This window comes from Sphingobacterium sp. B16(2022), assembly GCF_012030425.1.
GTDB lineage: Bacteria > Bacteroidota > Bacteroidia > Sphingobacteriales > Sphingobacteriaceae > Sphingobacterium > Sphingobacterium anhuiense.
Window position 1 is genome coordinate 59,715 of sequence record NZ_JAAUVN010000005.1, and the last position, 26,404, is coordinate 86,118.

The 26,404-nt window shown below is 34.1% G+C and carries 18 protein-coding genes and 2 tRNA genes; 18 read left to right on the plus strand and 2 right to left on the minus strand.

Features of this window, described 5'->3' with window-relative positions:
- Positions 1–172 precede the first annotated feature (172 nt).
- The 3 genes from HCX49_RS20895 to HCX49_RS20905 all read left to right on the plus strand — a co-directional run bounded on the left by HCX49_RS20895 (position 173) and on the right by HCX49_RS20905 (position 3,901).
- Complete coding sequence (locus HCX49_RS20895; RefSeq protein WP_132771994.1) at positions 173–1,042, plus strand: hypothetical protein; 870 nt, start codon at positions 173–175, stop codon at positions 1,040–1,042.
- Between the two features lie 78 nt (positions 1,043–1,120).
- A complete protein-coding gene (locus tag HCX49_RS20900; RefSeq protein ID WP_168128032.1) occupies positions 1,121–2,959 on the plus strand; it encodes a UbiD family decarboxylase in 1,839 nt (612 codons plus the stop codon).
- 717 nt (positions 2,960–3,676) lie between these two features.
- Positions 3,677–3,901 (plus strand): CDGSH iron-sulfur domain-containing protein, encoded by a 225-nt coding sequence (locus HCX49_RS20905; RefSeq protein WP_021189749.1) that lies wholly within the window; start codon positions 3,677–3,679, stop codon positions 3,899–3,901.
- A gap of 173 nt (positions 3,902–4,074) precedes the next feature.
- On the opposite strand, the gene HCX49_RS20910 is transcribed toward HCX49_RS20905, so the two are convergent.
- A tRNA-Ser gene (locus HCX49_RS20910) sits at positions 4,075–4,159 on the minus strand.
- A 146-nt stretch (positions 4,160–4,305) separates the two neighbouring features.
- Between HCX49_RS20910 and HCX49_RS20915 the strand changes: the two genes are divergently transcribed.
- From HCX49_RS20915 to HCX49_RS20985, 15 genes are all read left to right on the plus strand, one after another.
- Positions 4,306–4,770: a GreA/GreB family elongation factor gene (locus HCX49_RS20915; protein ID WP_021189750.1), complete on the plus strand. Its 465-nt coding sequence runs from the start codon at positions 4,306–4,308 to the stop codon at positions 4,768–4,770.
- A 94-nt stretch (positions 4,771–4,864) separates the two neighbouring features.
- Complete coding sequence (locus HCX49_RS20920; RefSeq protein ID WP_021189751.1) at positions 4,865–5,359, plus strand: BON domain-containing protein; 495 nt, start codon at positions 4,865–4,867, stop codon at positions 5,357–5,359.
- Between the two features lie 21 nt (positions 5,360–5,380).
- Entirely contained in the window at positions 5,381–5,800 is a 420-nt protein-coding gene (locus tag HCX49_RS20925) for an SH3 domain-containing protein (protein WP_168128033.1), read from the plus strand.
- A gap of 166 nt (positions 5,801–5,966) precedes the next feature.
- Positions 5,967–7,415 (plus strand): L,D-transpeptidase family protein, encoded by a 1,449-nt coding sequence (locus tag HCX49_RS20930; protein ID WP_168128034.1) that lies wholly within the window; start codon positions 5,967–5,969, stop codon positions 7,413–7,415.
- Between the two features lie 375 nt (positions 7,416–7,790).
- Positions 7,791–8,165 (plus strand): YkvA family protein, encoded by a 375-nt coding sequence (locus HCX49_RS20935; RefSeq protein ID WP_168128035.1) that lies wholly within the window; start codon positions 7,791–7,793, stop codon positions 8,163–8,165.
- Positions 8,166–8,432: 267 nt separating this feature from the next.
- Entirely contained in the window at positions 8,433–10,001 is a 1,569-nt protein-coding gene (gene pckA, locus HCX49_RS20940) for a phosphoenolpyruvate carboxykinase (ATP) (protein ID WP_168128036.1), read from the plus strand.
- 26 nt (positions 10,002–10,027) lie between these two features.
- Complete coding sequence (gene fbp / locus HCX49_RS20945) at positions 10,028–11,044, plus strand: class 1 fructose-bisphosphatase (protein WP_132771990.1); 1,017 nt, start codon at positions 10,028–10,030, stop codon at positions 11,042–11,044.
- A gap of 70 nt (positions 11,045–11,114) precedes the next feature.
- Positions 11,115–11,612 (plus strand): thioredoxin family protein, encoded by a 498-nt coding sequence (locus tag HCX49_RS20950; RefSeq protein WP_168128037.1) that lies wholly within the window; start codon positions 11,115–11,117, stop codon positions 11,610–11,612.
- Between the two features lie 218 nt (positions 11,613–11,830).
- The gene (locus HCX49_RS20955; RefSeq protein ID WP_168128038.1) at positions 11,831–13,609 is read left to right on the plus strand and encodes an AMP-dependent synthetase/ligase; all 1,779 of its coding nucleotides are present in this window, start codon (positions 11,831–11,833) and stop codon (positions 13,607–13,609) included.
- A gap of 306 nt (positions 13,610–13,915) precedes the next feature.
- Positions 13,916–13,992 (plus strand) — tRNA-His (locus HCX49_RS20960).
- A gap of 101 nt (positions 13,993–14,093) precedes the next feature.
- Positions 14,094–14,771 (plus strand): M15 family metallopeptidase, encoded by a 678-nt coding sequence (locus HCX49_RS20965; RefSeq protein WP_206368645.1) that lies wholly within the window; start codon positions 14,094–14,096, stop codon positions 14,769–14,771.
- A 558-nt stretch (positions 14,772–15,329) separates the two neighbouring features.
- A complete protein-coding gene (locus HCX49_RS20970; protein ID WP_168128039.1) occupies positions 15,330–17,723 on the plus strand; it encodes a mechanosensitive ion channel family protein in 2,394 nt (797 codons plus the stop codon).
- A gap of 299 nt (positions 17,724–18,022) precedes the next feature.
- Positions 18,023–18,166, plus strand: coding sequence for a hypothetical protein (locus HCX49_RS20975; RefSeq protein ID WP_168128040.1), 144 nt, complete (start codon positions 18,023–18,025; stop codon positions 18,164–18,166).
- 11 nt (positions 18,167–18,177) lie between these two features.
- Positions 18,178–21,870: a TIM-barrel domain-containing protein gene (locus tag HCX49_RS20980; RefSeq protein ID WP_410528507.1), complete on the plus strand. Its 3,693-nt coding sequence runs from the start codon at positions 18,178–18,180 to the stop codon at positions 21,868–21,870.
- Between the two features lie 209 nt (positions 21,871–22,079).
- The gene (locus HCX49_RS20985) at positions 22,080–23,033 is read left to right on the plus strand and encodes an arginase (RefSeq protein ID WP_168128041.1); all 954 of its coding nucleotides are present in this window, start codon (positions 22,080–22,082) and stop codon (positions 23,031–23,033) included.
- Positions 23,034–23,172: 139 nt separating this feature from the next.
- Here the strand turns inward: HCX49_RS20985 and HCX49_RS20990 are convergent, their stop codons facing one another.
- Positions 23,173–26,346, minus strand: a complete 3,174-nt coding sequence (locus HCX49_RS20990) for an AsmA-like C-terminal region-containing protein (protein ID WP_168128042.1) — start codon at positions 26,344–26,346, stop codon at positions 23,173–23,175.
- Positions 26,347–26,404 lie beyond the last annotated feature (58 nt).

A 26,404-nucleotide genomic window follows, 5' to 3' on the forward strand; every position in this document is an offset into this window, starting at 1 on the left:
AAAAAGCTTATAGGAAGTACAAATATATAAGGTTATTGTTTGTTTTATGGACATTATTTACATATTGACAATAAAAGGACAATAATTGTAAGTGTAAAAAAATGGTGGTGATTAAACCTTAGTGTTTTTTATTTGTTTAATCTCTAATTAAAGAAATTTGAATGGTTCATTCATGGAAGTATTAATTACAGGTTTAAACACGTATTTGGGTAGAAGGGCTGTCAGTCATCTAAATTCTGAGGAATTTAAAGTCACTGGATTGGTTCGTAATTTGGAACTTTTTAATAAACGATTAAATGAACCTGTAACAGCAGATTTAATTGAAATTGATTTATTTAAAACAAATACTTTGAGTAAAAATTTCTCTTTAGGAAATTTGCAGTTAGGGATTTATTTTACTCAGGTTCCGGGTTTGAATGACCAATTAAATATGCAAATGGAGCTTATTTCACTTCGAAATTTTATTCAAGTTTGCAAGGAAAACATGTGCAATAGAATTGTGTATGTTGCACAGTTGATGGATTCGTTCTATATTGATGCCATTCAGAGTTTATTTGAGGAACATCGAGTTAAGTATACGGTTGTCCTTAAATGTAGTGCAGTAGGGAAGGGCACTATTATTAGTGATATTTTCGGTCGCTTGGCCAAGAGTAAATTTATTCCTTACTGGAAACTTATCGGCGATTTAAAATTTAAGCCTATCCCACTATTGGATGTTTATCGTTGGATTAGGACAATTCCCTGGGAAGATAATTTTATTGGTGAGGTAATTTATTTGGGCGGGGAGGAGTCTTTAAACTATAAACAGCTTTTTAATCAATACATGGAAGTTTACCATCCTGATCGTGAGTATAAAACATTTTCCATCAAGAAATGGTTGGTAAAATTGGTTTACACTCGTTTTTATCGAATTCATGAAGAGAATTTTGATGAATTTAGGAGAGTGATGAAATATGAAGCTGAAGTTGATAATACCAGCTGGTCTAGAAAAGTGCACTTCACTTTTACCACAATTAATCGTTGCTTTTTGCTTGATCAATAAATCAAGGTAAGTATTTTTAAAACTTTTTCCTCCCAATTATTCTGTTAATTTTGTAATAGAACAATAGAATGGAGCTATATGGGATATAGAAGTTTAGCGGAGTGTGTTAGCGATTTAGAGCAACATGGACATTTGATCCGAATTAAGGAAGAGGTAGATCCTTATTTAGAAATGGCAGCCATTCACATGCGTGTTTTCGACGCAGAGGGACCGGCTTTGTATTTTGAAAATATAAAAGGCACAGATTTTCCAGCAGTTTCTAATTTATTTGGAACTTTAGACCGTTCTAAATTTATGTTTAGGGATACATTAGATCATATTAAAAAGCTGGTTGATGTCAAGATGGACCCTACCGCAGTTTTAAAAAATCCGTTTAAATATTTAAGCTCTTCGGCTGTCGCATTAGGAGCTCTTCCTTGGAAAAAGAAATCCAATGCCTCTATTTTGTATGGTAAAACTGAAATTAGCAAGTTGCCTCAAGTAGTAAATTGGCCTATGGACGGTGGTGCATTTGTAACCATGCCTCAAGTTTATACCGAGGATATTACTAAGCCGGGTATCATGCAGGCAAATCTAGGGATGTATCGTATACAACTCTCTGGTAATGATTATATTCAAGATAAAGAAATAGGACTGCATTATCAATTACATAGAGGTATTGGTATTCATCAACAAAAAGCAAATCAATTAGGGAAACCTTTGAAAGTTAGTATTTTCATTGGAGGTCCTCCTTCACATCCTCTTTCAGCAGTAATGCCCTTACCTGAAGGGTTGTCAGAAATGATTTTTGCCGGGGCTCTAGGAAATCGTCGATTCCGCTATTTTTATGATCATGAGGGATTTTGTATTTCAGCAGATGCTGATTTTGTGATAACAGGAACCGTGTATCCTAATGAGAATAAGCCTGAAGGTCCTTTTGGTGATCATATCGGTTATTATAGTTTAACCCATCCTTTTCCTTTAATGAAAGTTCATAATGTGTATCATAAAAAAGATCCGATTTGGTCTTTTACCGTTGTTGGTCGCCCTCCACAGGAAGATACAAGTTTTGGTAATTTGATTCATGAAATTACAGGTACCGCAATTCCTAAGGAAATTAATGGTCTACAGGCTGTTCATGCTGTTGATGCCGCTGGTGTGCATCCCCTATTGTTTGCTATAGGAAGAGAAAGCTACACGCCGTATCAAAAAGTGGATAGACCGCAGGAGATCTTGACGATAGCTAGCCAGGCATTGGGTAAAAATCAACTTAGTTTAGCGAAGTACCTATTTATTGCAGCGATTGAAGATGATCCTGATCTGAATATTTATGATGTTGCAGTTTTTTTGCGTCATATGTTAGAAAGAATCGATCTTTCAAGAGATTTACATTTTCATACTAATACTACTATAGATACTCTCGATTATTCTGGTGATGGACTTAATTCCGGCTCTAAAGTTATTTTTGCTGCCGCAGGTTCAAAGAAAAGAATATTGAGTAATGAAATTCCTTTGGGATTATCATTTCCTCGTCCTTTTAATCATGTTAAGATGGCGATGCCTGGTATCCTTGTTGTCGATGGTGCTGCATTTTCATCTTATGAGCAAGAGGAAGTGATTTTGAAGGACTGGTGTGATGCAATGAAAGATGTTGATTTTACGGGGATACAGATGATTGTTTTAGCTGATGACGCATCTTTTACTGCTGCAAATGAAAACAATTTTGTATGGGTAACCTTTACAAGATCGAATCCAGCATATGATATTTATGGTGTCAATAGCTTTACAAAATATAAACATTGGGGTTGTTATGGACCGGTTATTATCGATGCAAGACGTAAGCCGCATCATGCCCCTGACTTAATTAAAGATCCTGCTGTTGAAAAAAGAGTGGACGCAATGGGAGCAAAGGGGGGTTCGCTACACGGCATTATCTAATGGTCTATCTAAAGCTGTAGTTTAGATAGAAAAAAGGACATTTATACATAAAAATGTCCTTTTTCTTATTATTTCTTTTTCTTGCTCATGTAATACTTTATTGATTTATAACGCACAACTGTTTATAATTGCCGCTTCGAAAATTACTTGTAAATGATGTCAATATTGGTCCGATGAAAATTTTAAAGTCTGCTAAAGTCCATGAAAGTCCGTAGAAGTCCATGAAAGTCCGTAAAAGTGCATACATCACTTAATAGTGATCCGACATTGATCCGGTATTCTTAGGACATCTCTTCGAGACTGGTTTGAGTCTGGTTCAACTGATATTCGACAGCGAGGAAAACAATAGTCGAAACAATGCCGAACATCGGGTAAATTAAACACGTCACAGCCTCGAATCTTTTACGAACGGTTCTCTAAAACGGTTCGAAGAACAGGATTATAGATTTATATCTTTTATTTGGCAATCAACTTTATTCTAACCTCATTTTTGTGCATTTAAAAATGATTTGCTTGTTAACGATACTTTGGTCTGTTAATCTTTATTTAATACAATTGAGTAAAATCACTTACATCAATATTGTCTTATTGTTTAATATAAATTGTTTTTATGGAATTTTGTCTCGTTAAACGGAACGCTTCTAAATAGAAGAGAGATTGCGTAAAGTTAGTTCATTATCTCTAGTTTTGTATAGAAAACACATTAATAAAATAGATATGTCGAAGACGAAACTTACAATTAATAATAACGGATCAGTAAAAATTGAAGGCGATTTTGAAATCGTTGATAGAAATGGTGACACTTATGGTTTGCAGGGAAGAACAGTACTTTCGATTTGTCGTTGTGGATTATCCAAAAATAAACCTTTTTGCGATGGTGCTCACAATGGTCATTTTGAACATGAGGCTATTGCATTTGATCTTCCTCCAAAGAAAGCATAACCCCTTCTGTAAGCAAATTTAATTACGAAATTAAAATAAATAATACCCATTTTGATGTCATTATGATGTTTAAATGGGTTTTTTGTTTTAATCTGGAATTGCTATTTATATTATGCATTTAAAATGAAAAGTCATTGCATAAAAAAACCTTCATCAAATGATGAAGGTTTTAGCGGAGAGCGAGGGATTCGAACCCCCGGACCTATGACAGTCAACAGTTTTCAAGACTGCCGCATTCGACCACTCTGCCAGCTCTCCGTCACAAAAGTACAAATTTTAAGCTCAATACCAAATTTATTTTGGCATTTAAAGCTGTTTGAATGTATTGTGAGCTGTATCATCCTGTTTTTTAGTTACTTTTATTTTGATTTTTTTCTTTAAATCTTTATCCCTAGTTTGCAATCATGGAGAAGGATTATACTTTATTACGATCGTCGTTAATGTCATCATGTAAATTACATGTTGAGGATCGCATTGCAAACTTAGAACTGGCATTGAAATCGGCTCACGAGGCAAGTACTGATGATACTAAAAGTAGTGCGGGTGATAAATATGAAACTACGCGCGAAATGATGCAACAGGATATCGCGAGATGTCAAATGCAGTTGGCAGAAGCAAAAAAGGATGAATTAATATTAACGGGGCTTCTTGAACCAAATCATTTGGATTTTGTACAGAATGGAAGTATAGTGGAAACAAATTTGGGTATTTATTTTATTGCAATTAGCATTGGTGTTGTGAAAATCGATCATGATAAGGTGTTTGTAATATCTAATCAATCGCCAATCGGAAAGTTGCTTTTACGAAAGAAAGTTGGGGAATCATTTGTCTTTAATAATGTAGAACAACGTCTACTTTCTATTAATTAGTTTGGGAATCGAAACTATTTACTCTGATAATTGTTTAGATTTAAGTGTCTATATTGGATGATTTAGGCTTTAAAAAAAATAAAAAACTGTGATTATGGAGTTAAAAAGAGTATTCCCAATGTTAATGATGGCGGGCACTTTAGCTGTTGCAATGCCTTCCTGTAAATCTAAAGTTTCTGATGCTGATTTAAAAGCTAAAGTAGAAACGGTGATTACTAGCCATCAAGGTATAACGACATCGGTTAAGGATGGTGTCGTTACTTTGGAAGGTTTCGCATCTTCAGATGCAGAGAAGGCTCAGATTGAAACTGACGTCAAAGCTGCTGATAAGTCTATCAAGTCTGTTGTGAATAATATTATCGTGCAAGCTGTTCCTCCGGCAGAGATTTCTGTTAATACTGTGGATGAATCATTAGCTAAAGGTATTGTTGATGCTACAAAAGATTTTCCAACTGTACAGGCTACTGTTAAAGATGGTGTTATTTCAGTAACTGGAACTATTGAAAAAGCAAAGTTAGTAACACTAAAACAAGCTTTGGATAATTTACATCCCAAAAAAGTTGATCTGAGTGCGGTTGTCACTAAATAACTAATTCAAAAAACGAATATCATGGCTTTAGAAGAAAAATATAAAGTATTATTGGATACTGCGAGATCATCTGGTATTAATGATTTAAATTATGCCGAGCAGGATGGCGTATTGCAAATTAGGGGTACTGCTCCTTCTGCAGATGTTAAGAATAAATTATGGGAAATATATGGAAATATAGACCCAAATTTTGCAACAGGAGATGTAGTTATGGATGTAGAAGTAGCTACTGAGGTTCCAGGAAGTGAGGTCAGGGTTGTTACTGATAGTTCAAATCTGAACATTCGTAAAGGACCTGGTACTGATCAGCCTATCGTTGGGAAAGCTGCAAAGGATGAAATCATCACATTGATTAGTAAAGCTAATGACCAGTGGTGGTTAGTTCGGACAAAAGATAATGAAGAGGGGTATTGTTTTGCACAGTATCTACAGACAGTTTAAGTCTTTCTTAACCTTTAATAGAGCCTAAAATTACATTATTTTAGGCTCTGTTCGTTTTAGAGGGTTGTAGCGGGACCTTGACAATTAGGATAGTTGTAATAACAAATTTCAATATCATTTGAAACATTGTTATCTTTGAGCTTTTGAGCAATTTCTTAATTATATTATGCGAAATTTAGTGCTTGTATATTTTTTGTTTATACTTTCCTTTTCATCTTGTCAAACAGATCCGCCCACATTTGGTGATATTTTAGCAAAGTCATTTGATCAAGAGATATTTAAAGATTTTGATAGTACGGCATATTTCTCTGCTATTGAGAAAGAATTAAAAGGTGATAACTCTCGTTTGTTTAACCCGAAATGGATGCGTGTATTAGCAGATTCCTCTCGTGGTTTTACCTGGATACCTAATCAGTTGTTTACGGGTGGTACAGATACTTTATTGTACTATCTAGAAAGATCTGAAGAACATGGTATTGATCCCTCAATTTTTCATACTGTAGAAATTAGCCGTGCTTTGAATCGGCTAAAAAGTAAGCAAATAACGGATTTAAATGAGGCTTACCAATTGTTGGCGAAAGTGGAAGTTCTTTCTTCAGATGCTTTGATTGCCTATTTGAACGTATTGGAAAACGGTATTGTAAACCCTAAAAAACTTTACGGAAGATATTTTGTCGGGCATAAACGATATTCGTTAGATAAGGCAAAGCATTTGTTGGATAGTACTTTAAATGTTTCGGAGGTTGTGAACCATGCTCAACCTACAAATTCGATTTATAGAAAATTTCAGCATCTGTTGCTTGAAGGAGATCTTAATAAGGAAGAACGTGTCAAAGTTTTGATGACCATGGAACGGTTGCGGTGGATGGGGGAAGATTTTCCTGATAAATATGTCTTCGTGAATATTCCGGAAATGAAACTTCAGATGATCACAGCGGGGGCTGTTGAACAAACGATGAATGTTTGTGTGGGAGAGACTGAAAACAAAGCTTTTGCTAAAACAGGGGAAAATCACGAAACTCCTATGATGCGTGGTGTACTGGATAGAATGCAAGTTAATCCTGTATGGAATATACCTAAAAGTATTGTGAAAAAGGAACTGTTAAATAGTGTAAGAGCTAATCCAGGTTATCTTGAGAGTCGGAATATGGTGGTTTATAATCTAAAGGGGCAAATCGTTGATCCTTATACAATAAATTGGCAGGCAGATTCGGTAGAGAATTTTAAATTTAAGCAAAACCCTGGATTTGATAATTCATTAGGGAATATAAAGTTCATCTTTGCAAATCCTTATGCTATTTATCTTCACGATACTCCTGCTAAACAGAAATTTAAGGTGAGTAACCGTGCTTTGAGTCATGGATGTGTACGTGTAGAAGATCCTACCAGTTTAGCTGCTTTTTTAGTTAATAATGAGAAAGAGGCGGAAAAAATTGCAACAGAAATCAAAGATTCAGTTAATAATTCCAGATGGGTGAAAATGAAAGAGGGCATCTCTGTTTACCTATCTTATTACACGACTTGGTTAGATGGGGATGATAAAATTCAACAATTTCCTGATATCTATGGTTATGACGAACGATTGAAGGTGGCAATGAAGAAATATCTCAATTAATTTTTAGTAACCAAATAAAATAAAATCCCCTTTACTTTTGTAAAGGGGATTTTATTTTATTCGGATTTGCTTTTACTAGCTTTCTTTGTTTTTTTCTCAGCTCTTTTTTCTTTTAGCGTCTTTTCAGCTTTCTTTTTATCATTCTTTACCGCATTTTGTTCCTTTGCCATAACAGTTATGTTTAAGTGAATAATAATTCTTACTAAAGCTACTGATAATAAATAAGATTATTTCTGTCTTAACGTATTTAATTGTTTTTGAGATATAATAGTTTATTGGAATAGATATTGAAGTAAATATATATTGCACCATTGTTGAGATTAAACTTTGATCTTATATTTTAGTCTTAACGGATGGTTTTTATAATTTAAGGACATGAAGAAACAATTTCTAGGTAAGGCTCTGGCTCTATTTGAAAGATTTAAAACCCATAAAATTACGTCGGCGGATTTAGAGGAAGCTGAACAAAAGGCGAAAAATTTGGATGTTCGAAAGGAAGATTTTCAATTGTTGATAGCAATGTGTAAGGATACATTTTCGGGAAAATACAAAATGAATAAGTGGAATTTATCCGTTATCGTTGCGACCATAATATATGTGATATCGCCATTAGATGCTATTCCAGACGTTATTCCGGTGTTGGGATGGATAGATGATGTGACTATTATTGGATATGCTATCTCAAAACTCTCCGAAGAAATATTAAAATACAAGTTGTTTAGTAAACAATCTATTGTAGTCGAATCTTAGGTCTAAAATATATTCATTTTTACAAAGCCCTTGTTATTCTAAATTTCAAGGGCTTTATTTTTGAATTGCGACTTGTTTTTTTTAGCAAAAATATGTTTAAATCTATATCTTAATTTTAGCTGTTTAAATAATATTTAAATTAATTTTTGATTATAATTCACTTATTTTCAAAGTATTATAAATGTGTAGTTTCAACAATAAGCTAAATTTTGTTTGTATCTATGTGTTATATTTAGCTAGATTTGAACAATATTTTAAAACAAAAGTATGACTTTATCAAAGATTAAACAGTTAGCTGCTTTGGGTATTCACCAGCCCAAGGAAGTATTTTGTCAATTGGATAGAATTGCTCTTATTGGACATGCTATTCAAAAAGGAGAAGCTTCATTGGCTGAAAATGGGGCTTTGAATATTTTGACCGGTAAATTTACGGGAAGATCTCCTAAGGATCGTTATCTCGTAAAGGATGAGATAACTGAAAACAGAGTTTTTTGGAATGAAGTTAACCAAGCAATTACTTCAGATGCATTTAATAAATTGTATGACTTGACTACTGAGTATCTATCGGCTAAGGAACTTTTTGTAAGAGATTGTCAGGTTGTATCGAGCGATGATTTATCGAAACATCTTTTAGTTGTCTCCACAAAAGCTACTCAGGATCTGTTTGCTTCCAATATGTTTATTGAAACAAACGGTATTGAATATACTGAGGTCGATTGGACTGTTCTTGTGGCTTCGGATCTTCAAGTTCCTAATTTTCAGGAGTTGGGTCTTAATGCTCCAAATTGTGTTGTTATTGATTTTAGTCGTTGTGTTGTCTTGGTCATTGGGACTGGTTATACTGGAGAAATTAAAAAAAGTATTTTTTCGATTTTGAATTTTATATTGCCGGTTCAGGATGGAGTTTTGTCCATGCATTGTTCTGCAAATGTTGGTAAAGATGGAGATACAGCTTTATTTTTTGGATTATCGGGTACGGGTAAAACGACACTTTCTGCGGATGTGAATCGTAATTTGGTTGGTGATGATGAACACGGCTGGTCTGACAATGGTGTGTTTAATTTTGAGGGTGGGTGCTACGCAAAGTGTTTAGGGTTAAATCCGCAACAAGAACCGGAGATCTGCGGAGCTATAAAATCGGGATCACTTTTGGAAAATATTAAATTTCACGAGGGTACAGCTGTTCCTAATTTTGAGGATGCGAGTATTACTGAGAATATGCGTGTTTCTTATCCTTTATCCTATATTTCTTCCTATAAAGATGTAAAATTGGTTGATGCACCTAATAATATATTTTTCTTGTCAGCGGATGCTTTTGGAGTTTTGCCTCCAATATCAAAGTTAACTATAGAACAGGCCATGTATTATTTTATCAATGGCTATACTGCAAAGGTTGCTGGTACTGAGATGGGTGTTTCAAAACCAACGGCTACATTTTCAGCTTGCTTCGGGCAGGCATTTATGCCATTACATCCTATGGAGTATGCTGAGTTATTAAGAGATCGATTAAAAAAGAATCCAGATACTAAGGTTTGGTTAGTCAATACTGGCTGGATCGGAGGCCCCTATGGTGTAGGTAGGCGCATCAAGCTCGCTTATACGCGTAGTTTAATTCAGGCCGCATTATCAGGAGAACTGGAGGAATATCCTATGGAAGTGCATCCGATCTTTAATTTAAAGTATCCCACATTTTGTCAAGAAGTTCCAGAGCAGATTCTAGGGGCCAAGCAATTGTGGGGCAATGATGATGCCTATGATGAGCAGGCCATGGCTCTAAAATCACTTTTTGAGAATAACTTCAAAAAATATCAAGATACCTATTTTACTACCGTCTAATGTAAAGGCTAAATCATTGTGTATATATGAAAACGTTGGGTCAATTTATTATTGAAAAACAGGCTGATTTCCCTTTTGCAAAAGGAGAGTTATCCCGATTGTTAAGAGATATCGCTATCGCCGCAAAGGTGGTAAATCGTGAAGTTAATAAAGCGGGGTTAGCTGATCTTCTGGGTGCATGCGGGGATATGAATATACAGGGTGAGGTGCAACAGAAACTGGATGTCTATGCTGATGTTCAATTTACTTCCGCACTACAGAGGGGAGGAGAATGCTGTTATTTAGCTTCGGAGGAACATGAATTGGGCATTGACTTGTCGCATGATGTTGTTTCCAAGAATGCAAAGTACATGGTTTGTATTGATCCTCTAGATGGTTCTTCTAATATCGATGTGAATGTTTCAGTAGGAACAATTTTTTCAATATACAGAAGGGCGAACAATGAACCTGTTTCGATGGCTGATGAACTATTGCAACAGGGGCGGAAGCAGGTTGCGGCAGGATATATTATCTATGGTTCGTCGACTATGCTTGTATATACTACCGGAAATGGTGTGAATGGGTTTACTTTAGATCCTTCTATAGGAGAGTTCTGTTTATCTCATCCTAATATGAGAATTCCTGAAAGTGGGCAGATTTATTCTATCAATGAAGGAAATTATATTAAATTTCCACAAGCGGTCAAGAACTATATTAAATATTGCCAAATTGAAGATTCGGCTTCAAAACGTCCTTATACTTCCCGCTACATCGGGTCAATGGTTGCTGATATACATCGTAATTTGATTCGTGGAGGTGTTTTTATTTACCCTGAAACATTATCTTTTCCTACAGGAAAGTTGCGTTTGATGTATGAATGTAACCCTATGGCTTTTATTGTTGAGCAGGCAGGAGGCAAAGCTACTACTGGCAGTGAACGGATTTTGGATATTCAGCCTACTGAATTACATCAGCGTGTTCCTGTAGTTATAGGAAGTAAACTCATGGTTGAACAGGTGGAGTATTTTTATAGTATGGAGCTTGAATCGTCGTTGAATGTATAAAAACTCATGAATGCAGGTTGTTTTAAGCTTTACTTTCCTTAAATTTGATTTTACATTTGAATAGAATTGTATGCGCAAGATTATAAGAGTTATCACGTTATGCTTTGTTTTTTTTACTTTTCAGCAGGTTATTGCACAAACGAAGCCTGTAGTAGAAAAAGATACTTTATCATATCCGTATCATCCTGAAGCTAATGCACAAGAGGATTTAGATAAATTAATAGCTCAGGCTAATAAAGAGGATAAAAATATTATTATTCAAGCGGGAGGTAATTGGTGTATTTGGTGTTTGAGATTTAATGATTATATTCATAAAACTGCTGAGATTAATGATTATCTCCGTCATAACTATCTATACTACCATCTTAATTATTCCAAAGAGAATAAAAATGAGGCCATATTTAAAAAATATGTACCTGATTCATTAAAATTAGGATATCCATTTTTTATTGTCATGAATAGTAAAGGTGAGGTCCTTAAAATTCAGGAAAGTGGTAGTTTAGAATCTGGTAAAGGCTATGACAAAGATAAGGTCATGCAGTTTTTTAAAAGTTGGTCTAAACAATAAATATTTATAACCTTCAAAAAAGGCTTTGGGATATAACTCAAAGCCTTTTTTGTTTACAGAATAAATTCAATTGATCTTAAATATTTGGATTCTTTTATTGCTACTCAGGTTTTGAATTATTTTATATTGACAATTGGTTAGTTTTGTAAACTTATTCTCTTAACATTTTGTTTAAGAGATGACCTTACTCTCAAGGTGGATGTTTTTTAAAGATTGAAATGGAAGAAAAATTAAGAATATTTGATTTAGCTGAACGGCAGTTAGGATTATATCCCGGTCTAGCCATGTTCTCCAGTAAAATAAATGGAGACTGGACTGATCTAAAAACTGATGAGTTTATTAGTCAGGTTAATGCGCTATCAAAAGGATTAATAGAATTGGGGGTCAAGCCTAATGAAAAAGTTGGTTTAATCGCCGAAAGTAGTGTGCAGTGGCATATTGTTGATTTTGCAATTCAACAAATTGGAGCTGTAGTTGTTGCTATTTATCCAAATATTACGGATGCTGATTATCAATATATTTTTAATGATGCCGAGATTCGGGTTGCTATAGTTAGTACAAGGAGTCTTTATCAAAGAATTGTTAATATTAAAAATTCCATCTATACGCTCAAGTATATTTTCTGTATGAGTTCGCATGATGAGGTACGGAATTGGAAAGAGATTGTTCAAATAGGAAGTCATATTGAGGATGGGCATCTTCAAAAACTGAAAAATGCAGTAAAATCTGATGATCTTGCAACTTTGATTTATACTTCAGGAACTACAGGAAAGCCTAAAGGTGTGATGTTGTCACATGATAATATCATAGCAAATGTTCGATCGGCCCGAGAGATTACCCCCTGTAAGGCTTATGATCGCGGACTAACATTTTTACCTCCTTGTCATGCTTATGAAAGGATGGTTATATACACTTATTTTTATATCGGTATAACCGTTTACATTGCAGAGTCTTTTGATAAGATCGGTCAAAATCTAATAGAGGTAAAACCTAACATAATGACTGCTGTTCCTCGGATTTTGGAAAAAGTATATGAAAAGATCATTAAGAAGGGACATGACCTGCATGGTCTTAAACGTAAAATATTTGATTGGGCTGTATCGGTAGGGGAAAATTATGATCCCGATCCTCAAAAAAGAAGTTTTGTATATGATGTTAAATTAAACCTAGCTAGGAAACTGGTATTGAATAAATGGTATGAGGGGCTTGGAGGTTCTTTACAGACAGTTGCTTCTGGCAGTGCTTCTTTGCAAAGTAAGTTGACACGTGTTTTTTTAGCTGCAGGTATTCCTATTTATGAGGGATATGGGATGACTGAAGCATCTCCACTTATATCTGTTAATCATTATTTAAGAGGCACTCGGGTAGGTACTGTTGGACTTGCGGTAAAGGATGTTCAGATAAAATTGGCCAGTGATGGTGAGGTTTTAGTGAAGGGGCCAAATATCATGATGGGATACTATAAAAATTCGGAAGAAACGAGTAAGACGATTATTGATGGGTGGTTGCATACAGGTGATATCGGAGTTTGGGAGGACGGTCTATTTTTAAAAATTATTGATCGAAAAAAAGAATTATTTAAGATCTCAGGAGGCAAATATGTGACTCCTCAGCCTATTGAAAAAAAATTAGTAGAGTCTAAGTTTATTGAACAGGCGATGGTGGTTGGTGATGGGATGAAATTTGCTTCTGCTTTTATAGTTCCTGATTATGGACATTTAATTGACTGGGCCAAATCTGAAAATCCTAATCTTCTAAAATTATCTAAGGCAGATTTTCTGAAGCAAGATCAGGTTATTAAAAAAATAAATCAAGAAGTGCGTATGGCTAACCAACATTTTGGTAATTGGGAGCAGATCAAAAAACCTATAATCATTGCAGATGAATTTACAATTGAAGGGGGAGAACTTACTCCTACATTAAAGCTGAAACGTAAAGTGATTTTGCAGAAGTACAAGACAGAGTACGATCATCTTTATCAAAGTGCCATTGATTGAATTTGATAAAAGTCAAATATAGGAAATGGTGATTACAAAAAATATGTTTTAGCAAAGAGTAGATATTTTTGCGTTACGTTTTTTTGTCCACACGTAATTTCTAAAGCGAATTTGTTTGTTTTTTATTTAACAAGTGCGGTTTTATATTTTGTATTTATTGCCGATATGCTTGATGAATAGGGCTGAAGTCGATATTTGTGAAAATTAAATTCTTAATTATGAACGAAGTAAAAATTTATTGTAAAAAAAGATTAAAAACAGTTTCTAAATACCAATAATTGTTCTACTTTTGTAGCAACAAACACGGTAGATGTAGCTCAGTTGGTTAGAGCATCGGTTTGTGGTACCGAGGGTCGTGGGTTCGAGCCCCATCATTTACCCCAAGCCAGTACATAAGTACTGGCTTTTTTTATTCTCTTTTATTTCGACAGGTTGTTCAAGTAGTATCCTATATTTTTATTAACTTCAAGCATACAACTTATCAATGAAAATGCATCGCTATCTTTTCTTTATCTTTATTTTTAGTCAAACCACCATTTTTGCTCAGCAAAAATTACCGAAAGGTTTTAGTTATGTTAAAGATATCATACCTGGAATAAATGTTGATCTACGTTATTATAGTTCACATAATTTTGTTGGTAAGAAAATCGACGGTTATAAATCGCCTGTCCTTATATGGAGTACTGCAGCGACAAATGCTTTGAAAAAAGTGGAGAAGGAATTAAATGCACAGGGAATGTCATTGAAAGTTTTTGATGCTTATCGCCCACAAAAAGCGGTTCAGCATTTTAAAAGATGGGCTCTACAAATTAATGACACTTTATCAAAAAGAGAATTCTATCCGAATCTAGATAAAAGAAATTTATTTAAATTAGGTTATATCGCAAGTAAATCGGGGCATAGTCGAGGTAGTACGATCGATCTAACGATAGTCACTCTTATTGATCATAAGGAATTGGATATGGGAAGTCCTTTTGATTTTTTTGGACCAATATCCCATTTTGATACTGAGGAAATTAATGCGACGCAGAAAAAGAATAGAATAATGTTGAAAAGCATCATGATGAAACATGGTTTTAAAGGCTATGCTAAAGAATGGTGGCATTTTACTCTAATTCATGAACCTTACCAAAAAACATACTTTGATTTTGATGTTTATTAAGTTGGTGCTGTTTTTTTGAAATTCAAGAAATTGAAAAACTAACTTTGTTATGTTAATTTTTTAGATCTATCAAAGCGGTAAGAAATGCCTTATTCATTCCTGTTATATGGTTTAAGTATATCGATAGACATGCGATAATGAAAAATTAACTATTCGTTTATGGAAAGCATTCTTTAAAAGCATATACATTCTATCTACGCTGGGTTCAACAGTTAAATCTTATTTTCTGGCTTCTTTTTAGTTTTTTATGGTCGCAAGTTTTAGGAAAAGCCTGTGACCAATTTGTGTAATACACCTGTTACTAGATACAATTGTCAGATCTGTTCTGGAAATGCCTTTATTTTAATTTGATAAAGTAATCTACATAACATGAATTTAGGAATTTATTTCGATTCGAGCTCTAAATAAAAATGTTGGAACTTTTATTTCAGATTAAGGATGTCTGAAGGTTCTGCTAGTTCCTTATAATCGTAGATATTTAGTTATTTTTGTTGAACTTGAATTTGATTGCACACATTCATCTTGAGTATCCTTTGTTTTTAATTTAAAGAATATTAAATGAAACCATCTAATTATATATTGATTTTGTTTTTATTGCTCTGCTTTAGTGATAAAAGTTTCGCTCAGATCGCTGTTGATACGATTAGCGCAAGGAAGAGCGAATACATTGTTAAAGCTTCTCGTAATAAGGAAAATCGTAGAGAAAATAGGATGCGACGCAATTTTGTAGATACTGTCGCTAGTTTGCAGTCGAATAGTACTGTTGATAGTCTGCGGGCTGATCTATCAAAGATCAATGTAAAATACATTGCAAATATTCGTGCATACGCATTGGAAAGTGAGGCTATACATAAGCGTGATATACGGACTGAATTTATTGAGAAGGTGAATAATTTTTCTGGAACGCTTCCTCCAGATTCTGTGACTTCATGGACGCATTATGTTCGCACTCAAATCGCTGATTTAAATGCATTTCACAGTAGTTTAGAAAGTTACAACCGTAGTCTTAATTTGACTTTAAGTCAACTAAAAGGGTTTCGATCAAAGTATAGTCAAAGTGAAACTAATGAGCGGTTAAGCACTTATTTGACTACATCAGAACAAGATGTGCAACGTAAAATTGATTCTTTACAAGTGTCTGTAAGTATTACCAATGATAATTTGAAGGCTTATTATGGTTTATCCCATCATGTGAAGGAAACTGTCTCTACGCAAACTAATGCAGGGAAGTCGGATACCTCAGCTGTAAAAAGTTCATTATGGAAAGCTGGAGGTGCCGCAGTTACAAAAGAGAAAATTTTAAATAATTTAAAAGATAATTACAGAAAGAGTAAATCGCTAGATACTTATGTGAATAAGACTGAGTGGACGAGTCGGGTGTTATTGATTATTTTGGTATTTGCTTATCTCTATTGGATTGTTTCGACAGCTTATGTATTAAATAAGCATAACAATAGCCTATCTGCTACGAAATCATCTTTTAATTATTGGGTTCCTGTTGGAAAAGCATTTGTTCTATTTCTGACGTTATTACCTATTGTTTCCATTGTTACTCCAACTTTGGTTATTCAAGGGATGCAATTGCTAATTATGGCCATATTTGGTCTTTTGTTAAGAAAGAAATTTACTGTAAAACATGGTAAAATTGTAGGATTTTTACTTCTTTTTTATATATGCGATGTCTTTGTCAATTCTGTTGTGAGCGAAGACCTTATTATGCGGATTGTTTGTATTTTATTTAATATAGTGGCTTTAGGAATAGGGTTTTATCTAAAAAAGAATATTAACGATCCTACTGCCGCGGGCTATATTCAACTTCCAGTTTTTATCATATTTGCCGTTTTAAATATTGGTGCAATTATTCTGAATATTTTAGGCTATGTTGATCACTCTCGTAGTTTTAGTATTGCTGGTGCGGTTGGTCTTGCACAATCTTTTACCTTGACTTTTTTCACGCAGATGATAAAAGAGGATGTTAGAAATCAGTTTTCAAGAAATCGTGTGAAGAGAGGATTTTGGTTGCGATTTAATGAAGAACGTGCTTTGAAGGCTACAGGGGATGCTTTGAAATTTGTTTGTCTTCTACTAGCCATTATTGTGCTGGCGAATAACCTTCAGTTTGCTGCTTCTTTAGCATCTTCGGTGTCTAAATTTTTGAGCAGTAATCATCAGCTCGGTGGAATTAATTTTAATTTTGGTAATTTATTGTTAGCGGTAATTATATTGGCTGCTGCTAATTGGTTTCAAAAGAATTTGAATTTATTGTTGATCGGTGGTGAAAATGGAACGTTGAGTACTGATTACGATCAGAAAATGACCCTTTTTCCCTTATTTAGGTTGATTATAATTGTTATAGGTTTTTTTATAGCTATTTCTGCTTTAGGTGTTAGTCTTGATAAGTTGACGGTAATCGTTGGAGCCTTAAGTGTTGGTATAGGTTTAGGAATGCAGAATATCATTAATAATTTTGTTTCGGGTATTATTTTAGCTTTTGATAAACCTTTTCGCGTTGGAGATCGCATTGAGTTGGCTGATAAAAAGGGTAGGGTAAAAGAGATTGGTATTCGCGCGAGCATCTTAAATACTGGAGATGGGGCCGAGGTTATTATCCCAAATGGTGATTTATTATCTGGACGTGTGGTCAATTGGACTTTATCTAATGATGATGCAAAAACAAGTTTTGTTATTCAGGTGGATCGTACAGCTGAACTTGATACTTTAAAATCGTGGATTACAGAGGCTGTTGAGCATAGTACTTTTAGTAAACCTGAATTGGGTATTGGCATTAGCGTTCAAGATATAAGTGAAGAAATGATTTACCTTAGTATTAGTTGCTGGATTGATAATTCGGGTAATAGTGGTGGTTTTAAAAATGATGTCTTGATTGAATTGAATAATCGGTTCAAAAAAGAGGAACTGAAGTTTTACAGTATTGCCCCTTCAAATAAATAGTTGAACTTATATAATAATAGCAAAAGGTCAGAATTATAACTTAGTTCTGACCTTTTGTTATTTCATCTAAATGCTAATGCTATATAGCTGTTTCTGATAAGTAGAATTTGATTGAAGGAGTTACAAATTGATATGCACTTTAATTTAAATTGAAGAATAATGTATTTTAATAGATACAATCTTTTATTTTCAAATCTCTTTCCTACATTTACGGACCTATAAATACAGTTTTAAAACAAATTATTATTTAACGTCTAAACAGCTATAAATAAAATAAGAAAACACAAAATTGTAACATAATGTATAAACAACACAGAAAGGTGATGTTTGCTTTGGCATTTCCTTTAATGGTTAGTATTGCTCCTACGCAGGCCAATTTCAAGGGAGAGGCTTTGCAGAAGCAAATTAATCCAACGTTAACTATTGTGAGCGCAAAAAAATAAATGCGACGACAATAGAGGTTTTATTTACCGATAATCAACGATTAACATTTGATTTTTACGGAGGACATATTTTTCGTTTGTTTCAGGATAATACCGGAGGTATCATTCGTGATCCAGAAGCCAAACCTGCAGCTTCGATATTAGTTTCAAATCCCAGAAAGCCTGTTCATCTTTTAAATCTTAACGATTCAAATAATCAGATAACTATTGCTACAGATGAAATTTCTGTTGTTATTGATAAGTCAACTAATTTATTGACTGTTGTTAATCAAAAAAATAAAGACAAGTCTATTGTTTTTACAAAACCTATTCAATTTGAAAAGGGAAAGGTAACTTTAAGTCTTCAGGAAAAACCGGAGGAGTATTTTTATGGGGGAGGTGTTCAGAATGGTCGTTTTTCTCATAAAGGAAAAGTTATCTCTATTGAAAATCAAAATAGCTGGACCGACGGTGGTGTTGCTTCGCCTACTCCTTATTACTGGTCATCCGGAGGATATGGTTTTATGTGGTATACTTTCAAGCCCGGTAAGTATGATTTTGGTTCAAAAGAAAAAGGACAAGTTCAATTGACACATGACAGCGACTATCTTGATGTCTTCTTCATGGTAAATGATGGCGCTGTTCCTTTGTTGAATGATTTCTATCAATTAACAGGAAATCCTATTTTACTTCCGAAGTTTGGTTTTTATCAAGGTCATCTGAATGCTTACAACCGAGATTTTTGGAAAGAGGATGAAAAGGGCATCTTGTTTGAAGATGGGAAGCGCTATAAGGAAGGTCAAAAAGATAATGGCGGTATAAAGGAGTCTTTAAATGGAGAATTGAATAATTACCAATTCTCGGCGCGTGCTGTTATTGATCGTTATAGGAAGCATGATATGCCTTTTGGCTGGTTGTTGCCTAATGATGGTTATGGAGCGGGTTACGGACAGACAGAAACTTTAGATGGTAATATTGCTAATTTAAAAAGTCTTGGTGATTACGCACGTAAGAATGGGGTTGAAATTGGATTGTGGACACAGTCTGATTTACATCCAAAACCTGAGATCAGTGCATTATTGCAACGTGATATCGTAAAAGAAGTGAGAGATGCTGGAGTTCGTGTTCTGAAAACGGATGTTGCCTGGGTAGGTGCTGGTTATTCTTTTGGATTGAATGGTGTGGCGGATGTTGGTCATATTATTCCTTATTATGGAAATGAAGCTCGACCGTTCACTATTTCATTAGACGGATGGGCAGGTACGCAACGTTATGCCGGCATTTGGTCTGGCGATCAAACTGGTGGTGTCTGGGAATATATCAGATTCCATATTCCGACATATTTAGGTTCAGGTTTATCTGGCCAGCCTAATATTACATCCGATATGGATGGTATTTTTGGAGGTAAAAATAATGCGGTCAATATTCGTGATTTTCAATGGAAAACTTTTACTCCAATGGAGTTGAATATGGACGGGTGGGGTTCGAATGAAAAATATCCACATGCACTGGGTGAGCCTGTTACCTCAATTAATCGTAATTATCTGAAATTAAAATCAGAGCTTATTCCTTATGCTTATAGTATTGCTAAAGAAGCAGTAGATGGTTTACCGATGATCAGAGCACTGTTCTTAGAGTACCCAAATGCTTATACACAAGGAACATCTACACAGTATCAATATTTATACGGTCCTTCCTTTTTAGTAGCTCCTATTTATCAGGCTACGAAATCTGATGATAAAGGTAATGATGTGCGTAATGGCATTTATTTACCAGAGGGTACTTGGGTAGATTATTTTACAGGTGATAAATTTACTGGAAATGTTATTCTCAATAATTTTGATTCGCCGATCTGGAAATTGCCCGTATTTGTAAAAAATGGTTCCATTATTCCCATGGCAAATCCAAACAATAACGTTCATGAAATAAATAAAGGACTTCGTATTTATGAAATCTATCCAGAAGGAAAAACGTCTTTTACGGAGTATGATGATGATGGGGTTTCTGAAGCTTATAAATTAGGTAAAGGATCTTCTACCTTAATTGAATCATCTTTAGACGGAAAAAATCGGTTAGCTGTTACGGTGAATTCTACAATTGGTGATTTTGATGGTTTTGTGAAAAATAAGCAAACAGAATTTAGAATAAACGTTACTTCAAAACCTAAAAAACTGACTGGACTGATTGGAAAACGCAAGGTTAAATTGGTTGAAGTAAATTCTTTAGGAGAATTGGCTAATCAAGAAAATGTTTATTTTTATGATGCTGCGCCTAACATGAATAAGTTTGCAACTAAAGGTAGTGAATTTGAGAAGCAGATTATTACTAAAAATCCTGTTGTACATATTAAATTGGCCTCTACAGATATTACAGCAAGTAATGTAAGCTTACTGTTGGAGGGATTTGAATTTAATCCACAGGATCGTTTCCGCATTTCTTCGGGTGCATTGATTGCGCCTCAAAATGCTATTGTTAGTGAAGATAATAAAGCTGCATATACATTGAAGCCGACATGGAGCAAGGTAGACCATGCTGATTATTATGAGATCGAATTTAAAGATATGCTTTATTCGACGATCAAGGAGAATGAATTGCTCTTTGATGGGTTAAGTCCAGAAACGGCGTATACTTTTAAGTTAAGAGCTGTCAATAAGAGTGGTTTTTCTGATTGGGTTGAAGTTAAGTCCGTGACGAAGTCAAATCCACTGGAGTTTGCTATTCATGATATTAAAGGCGAAACAACAGCTGAGAATCAAGATGGATCAGGAGTTGATAAATTGTTTGACTTTGACGAAGGTAATATGTGGCATACTGCATGGGGTAAAAATGCATTACCATTTGATATGATTTTAGATCTAAAGTCTGTTAATCAATTGGATAAGATTCACTATTTACCTCGTACAGGTCGTGGTAACGGTATTGTGCTGAAAGGTAAAGTTTATTATAGCGCAGATAAAGATAGCTGGACAGAAGCAGGTGCATTTAACTGGGCTAATAATGATGAACTGAAGATCTTCAATTTTGCTAATCAGCCTACAGCTCGTTATGTTAAGTTAGCAATTACTGAAGGAGTCGGCGGATTTGGTTCAGGTCGTGAAATGTATGTTTTTAAAGTTCCTGGTACAGAGAGTTACATTCCTGGTGATATCAACAACGATCGTTTGATAGATCGAAATGATTTGACTTCTTATACAAATTATACTGGTTTGAAAAGGGGTGATGCTGATTTTGAAGGCTATGTTAGTAATGGTGATATTAATAAAAATGATTTAATTGATGCTTATGATATTTCAGTTGTAGCAACTCAATTAGATGGTGGTATCAAAGATCCTAAAGTCGAAAAAGTTGCAGGTGAAATCAGCCTATCGATTCCGAAAGCAAGTTATAAGAAGGATGAGATCATTGAAATTATGGTTAAAGGTAAGGATCTTAAATCTGTTAATGCCATCAGTTTTGGATTACCATATCAGTCGCAAGATTACGAATTTATTTCAGTTCAGGCGTTAGCTGTTAAAGGGATGGATAACCTGACCAATGACCGACTTCATACTAGTGGTGAAAAAGTATTATATCCTACTTTTGTAAATATTGGCGATCAAAAAGCTTTAAATGGAAATGAAGATCTATTTGTTTTGAAACTTAGAGCAAAAAAAGATTTAAAATATACATTGAAAGCTGTTCAAGGGTTTTTAGTTGATAAAAATCTGAATACATTAAGATTTTAAATTCTTTTTATTTTTTATAAAAACGGGCTTAGAGAAATATTTCTAAGCCCGTTTTGTTTTTGATTCTTATCCTAGTATTAGACGGTATTATTAACTTGAAATAATTATCTTTATATAAACAATTATAACCCAATGAGTGAATATTAAGTATTCATATTATGTTTCGTGGTTTTTATTTTTAATTGTATGCCTAGTTTTAGATTTGATGTATGAAAAGATCCATAAAAATTATCAAAAATAGATCTGATATAGGGGCTGGAACAAGAGGTTCCGATTTAGGAATTGATGCTATTGAGGTTGCTGCGATTAATAAGGGAAGCCAATACTTTCATAATTATCCTCATATTGATGTGGAAACTCGCAATGATGCAGTTTACGACCCGTCCTTCCATCCCTATGCTAAAAGAATTAAAGAAGTCTACGAGCAATGCCGTGAGGTTGCACTTGTCGTTGAAAGGACATTAAGAGAAGGTTTCTTTCCTTTAGTTTTTTCAGGGGACCATTCATCTGCTATTGGAACTATTTCTGGAATAAAATCTGTTTACCCCGATCAATCATTAGGGGTAATTTGGATTGATGCTCATGCCGATATCCATTCTCCTTATACCACTCCTTCTGGTAATTTACATGGTATGCCTTTGGCAGCTACATTAGGCGTAGATAATTTATTGTGCACAGTTAATCGGCCTGATGAGGAGACGAAAAAATATTGGCAGAAGTTAAAGGGTGTTGGTGGACATTTAGGGAAATTTCAGGCTCAGGATTTGATTTATTTTGGTGTACGTGATACTGAACCTCCTGAGGATATATTAATCAATGATTTAGAAATTAAGAATTATATTGTCGACGAGGTTCGTCAGTTATCTGTAAAGGGCTGTATACGTGAGGTGATGAAGAAACTCGCCGGTTGTGATCTGATTTATGTTTCTTTTGATGTTGATAGCATGGATAGCGAGTTAATTTCTGATGGAACTGGTACGCCTGTACCTAAAGGTTTTTATGCTTCTGAAGTTATAGAATTGCTTGAAGGTATATTAAGCTCTAAGAAGGTTGTTTGCTTTGAGGTGGTAGAAGTAAATCCGTTATTGGATCACCAAGGGAATAAAATGGCTGAAGTGGCTTTTGAAATATTGGAAAAAGTAACTAAATCCATCGAAAGATAATCTATTATTCATGACTTTTAAAATTTGAATGGATTAAAAAGGCGAAGGATTATTTGATAAAAACAATCCTTCGCCTTTTTAATTTTAATATTCTTTAAGTATCTATTGTGATTTTGGATACCTTTTTTTATTTTATCGTCTATTTGTTGGATATTGTGATTGAATCTTGCATCAATGATTCTCGATATAATTTTTTATCATCATTGTCCATATCTGTATCCAGATCATCTTCTTTATATTTCCCTAATTTTATTATTGGGTTTTGTGCACTACCAGTTATTCGCATTGGAACTCCAAAAATACCAAAAGGAGGGAGCCCTAATCGGAATCCAAGATTCATCTTACCATCCAGTGTGACCTGTCCTTCAAAACGAGGTCTGAAAAATCCCATTTTCATTTTAGTACGTGCAATAGTCATTACATTATTGGCTATGGATGTATTGATCTTTACTTTTTTGACCGATCCATCAGCTAGACTTTCTTTTGAAGTTTCTTTTGAAATGTTGTTCAATAGTTTAAACCCCATGAATTGGATCTGTTCAAGGGTCAAGGAACCACTTCCTTTTATTGAAGGCATTATTGGATTCATGTTGTTATCTAGAAGTCCTGATAATTGATACTCAAGCGATACCAGTCCATGGGCATTTTTCGCAGAAGAAACCATTTCTTTAAACATAGGGATTTCATGATAAGCACGCTGGATGTCAAAACTATCAGCTTTTACGAGGTAATCAAATCGAGCTTTATTGCTGTTCAATGCTTTATATTGACCATTCATAGCCACTTTTAATCCTGAAAGTTCAAATCTTGTATTTGAGAATGAAAGGTTTCCATTTTGAATTGATACTTTGCTCGTTAGTTGATTTAATGTAAGCTGATCATATTTCATTTTATTTACGATGCCATTAACTGAGATATCTAGATTTTTTGGTAGTAAAATTACGCCTGAATTAGTACTTGTTGGGCTACTGTTTTCAGTTTCAGCAAAAAATGTAAAATCATTTACATTAATAATGGGGCTGCTTAATTGAAAATTACCTTTTAATGTCTGTGTTGTGTTTGTGAAGTATTGGATAAGATTATCTAAGTATCCTGTAATATTTAATTTGTTATGTCCATATGAAGATGCGACATCGCTAAAAACTAACTTCTCTTTGGCAAAAGTGAAATGTCCTTTTTTAATATTAAAGGGTTTAGGAAATAATTCAGATTGTACTTGTATTTGCCCGATGTCTAATGTTCCATGGTTCTTTAATTTATGGTATTGCCCACTTGTAGCATCGCTTTGTAATCCGGCGAGATCCAGATCGGTTCTAATATAACCATTGACGTTTATCCCCTCTATGGCAAATATTTTATATAGGGGTTCTAAATTAAGCTTCCCTTGAGACTTAATTGCATAGCGGATATTTTTAAAGTTTTGCAAATCTGCTTGCAAAAAGAAAGGTTCGCCAGCTAAATTGAAAGATATCGGTAAAACTTTAACTTTTAAATCTTTTAAAGAACCTTTTTCACTGGATATAAAGGTTTCAATATTTATCTCCTCAATTGGAAGGGGATAATTTAGTGTTTTTAGAAATCCGTTTTTTAAAGTAACTGTTGTATTTGTTTGTGGAAAAGTACCTTTTTTTAGATCCATTTTACCATCAGCTACCATATTGACAAAGATTTTTCCCGATATTTCAAGGCTATCGACTGGATATACTTTTTTAATATCGGCCAATTGAATATCAGCCTGCATATTTGATTTGACATCTAATTTTAGCAAATCGTTGATATGTATAAATCCTTTTATGTAATTGTTCAGTGCTTTAATGTCAATATGATCTAATGCAATTTGAGCATTGGTGATTTTTGCATCATTACATGTTGCTTTTAAATCATACTCAATTTTTTCGATAGCTGCAGGTAAATTTGCGAGTTTGAAATACCCTTTGCGTAACGTATTGTGAATATCAAAATTAGGTATAGATGCAATGGTAGTATCTATTTTATTTCTTAATCCTGAGGTTTTAATAGCCGTTGCGTAGGTTCCATTAATAAAACCAGCTAACATCCAATTTCCTCTAAAGCTTAAGGTGGGCAAAGCTAGTGCATTACTGACAGCACTTAAGTCTAGATTACTTTTAAATTCAGTATTTACATATAAAGGATTTAGTCCTTTAACTATTCCTTTGCTGTTGAAATATCCGGAAGCAACCTTAAATTCAAATTGTTTTAATTCAATTAAAAGAGAATCTGGGTTTAATTGAGGAAGGTTAATCTTAAGTTTTGTCTGTAGATCTTCTATTGGGATTTTAGCCGTCTTATTGGAAAAGTATCCATCTGTAATATTTAAACCCACGGTAAGATCTGGCATTTTATGTTCTTCTACAATGTATTCCCCTACGAGATCTATGAATAGTTCTGAGTTACCTTTTATTTTTGTTTCGGCCAACCATTTCGAGTAGGAGGTCGGAACTAAAGATAGTAATTCAGATAAAGTGCTTTTACTGGATTTTAATTTAAAATCCAGATGATAGCCATTTGTTAAGAAACCAAATTCACCTTTAAATTTAACAGGAAGTTTATTGATCCGAATGTCATTCCTTTCAAATATAAAAGCCAATGTATTGGTGTTTACTTTAGTCATGAGACTGGCATGTATCATTTTATCATCTACATATTTTTCTCCGTCGAAAGTTAGGCTTAATGATTGTATGTCGGCTTTGCTATCTAAATCAAAAAGTGAAGACATGAGATCACCATGACCTTCATAATCCATTTTTTTAGCTTCTAGGATGATTGGAACTGATAAATCCTCGTAATACACATCTACTTTTTGAAGTAAAATGCTTTTAAAGGCTAAGTCAATTGCGGTACTTGTTTCATCAGTATTTGTTATTTTATCATTCTTTTTTTTAACGATATTATAATTAGACTCACCATCTTTATTTACTTTAACATGGATTTTGCCATGATCGATATAGAATTGTTCAACGACAATTTTTGACTTTAAAAGGCTTAGAATATCGACTCCAAGACTTACCTGTTTTGCTTTTAATAGCTCAACATCTTTAAAGGGAGCAGATCCTTTTAGGGAAAGGTCATGAAGGGAAGCTGTTAATGCAGGGAAGTGGTCGAAGAAAGATAAATGAATTTTACTGTAATTTAACTCGCCATCAATCTGATCATTAATAACCTCTTTAATTTTTGTATTTACTTGTTCCTGAAATAATAAAGGAATAGTAAAAATGAGTGCAATAAATAAAATACAAGCTGTAAAGATTATTTTACCAGTGAGTAAAAAGTAGGGTAGATATTTTTTTAACACAAATTCTTTTTTTGAATTTGCAAAGAACGTATAAATCTTTGTAAAACAATATTGAAAA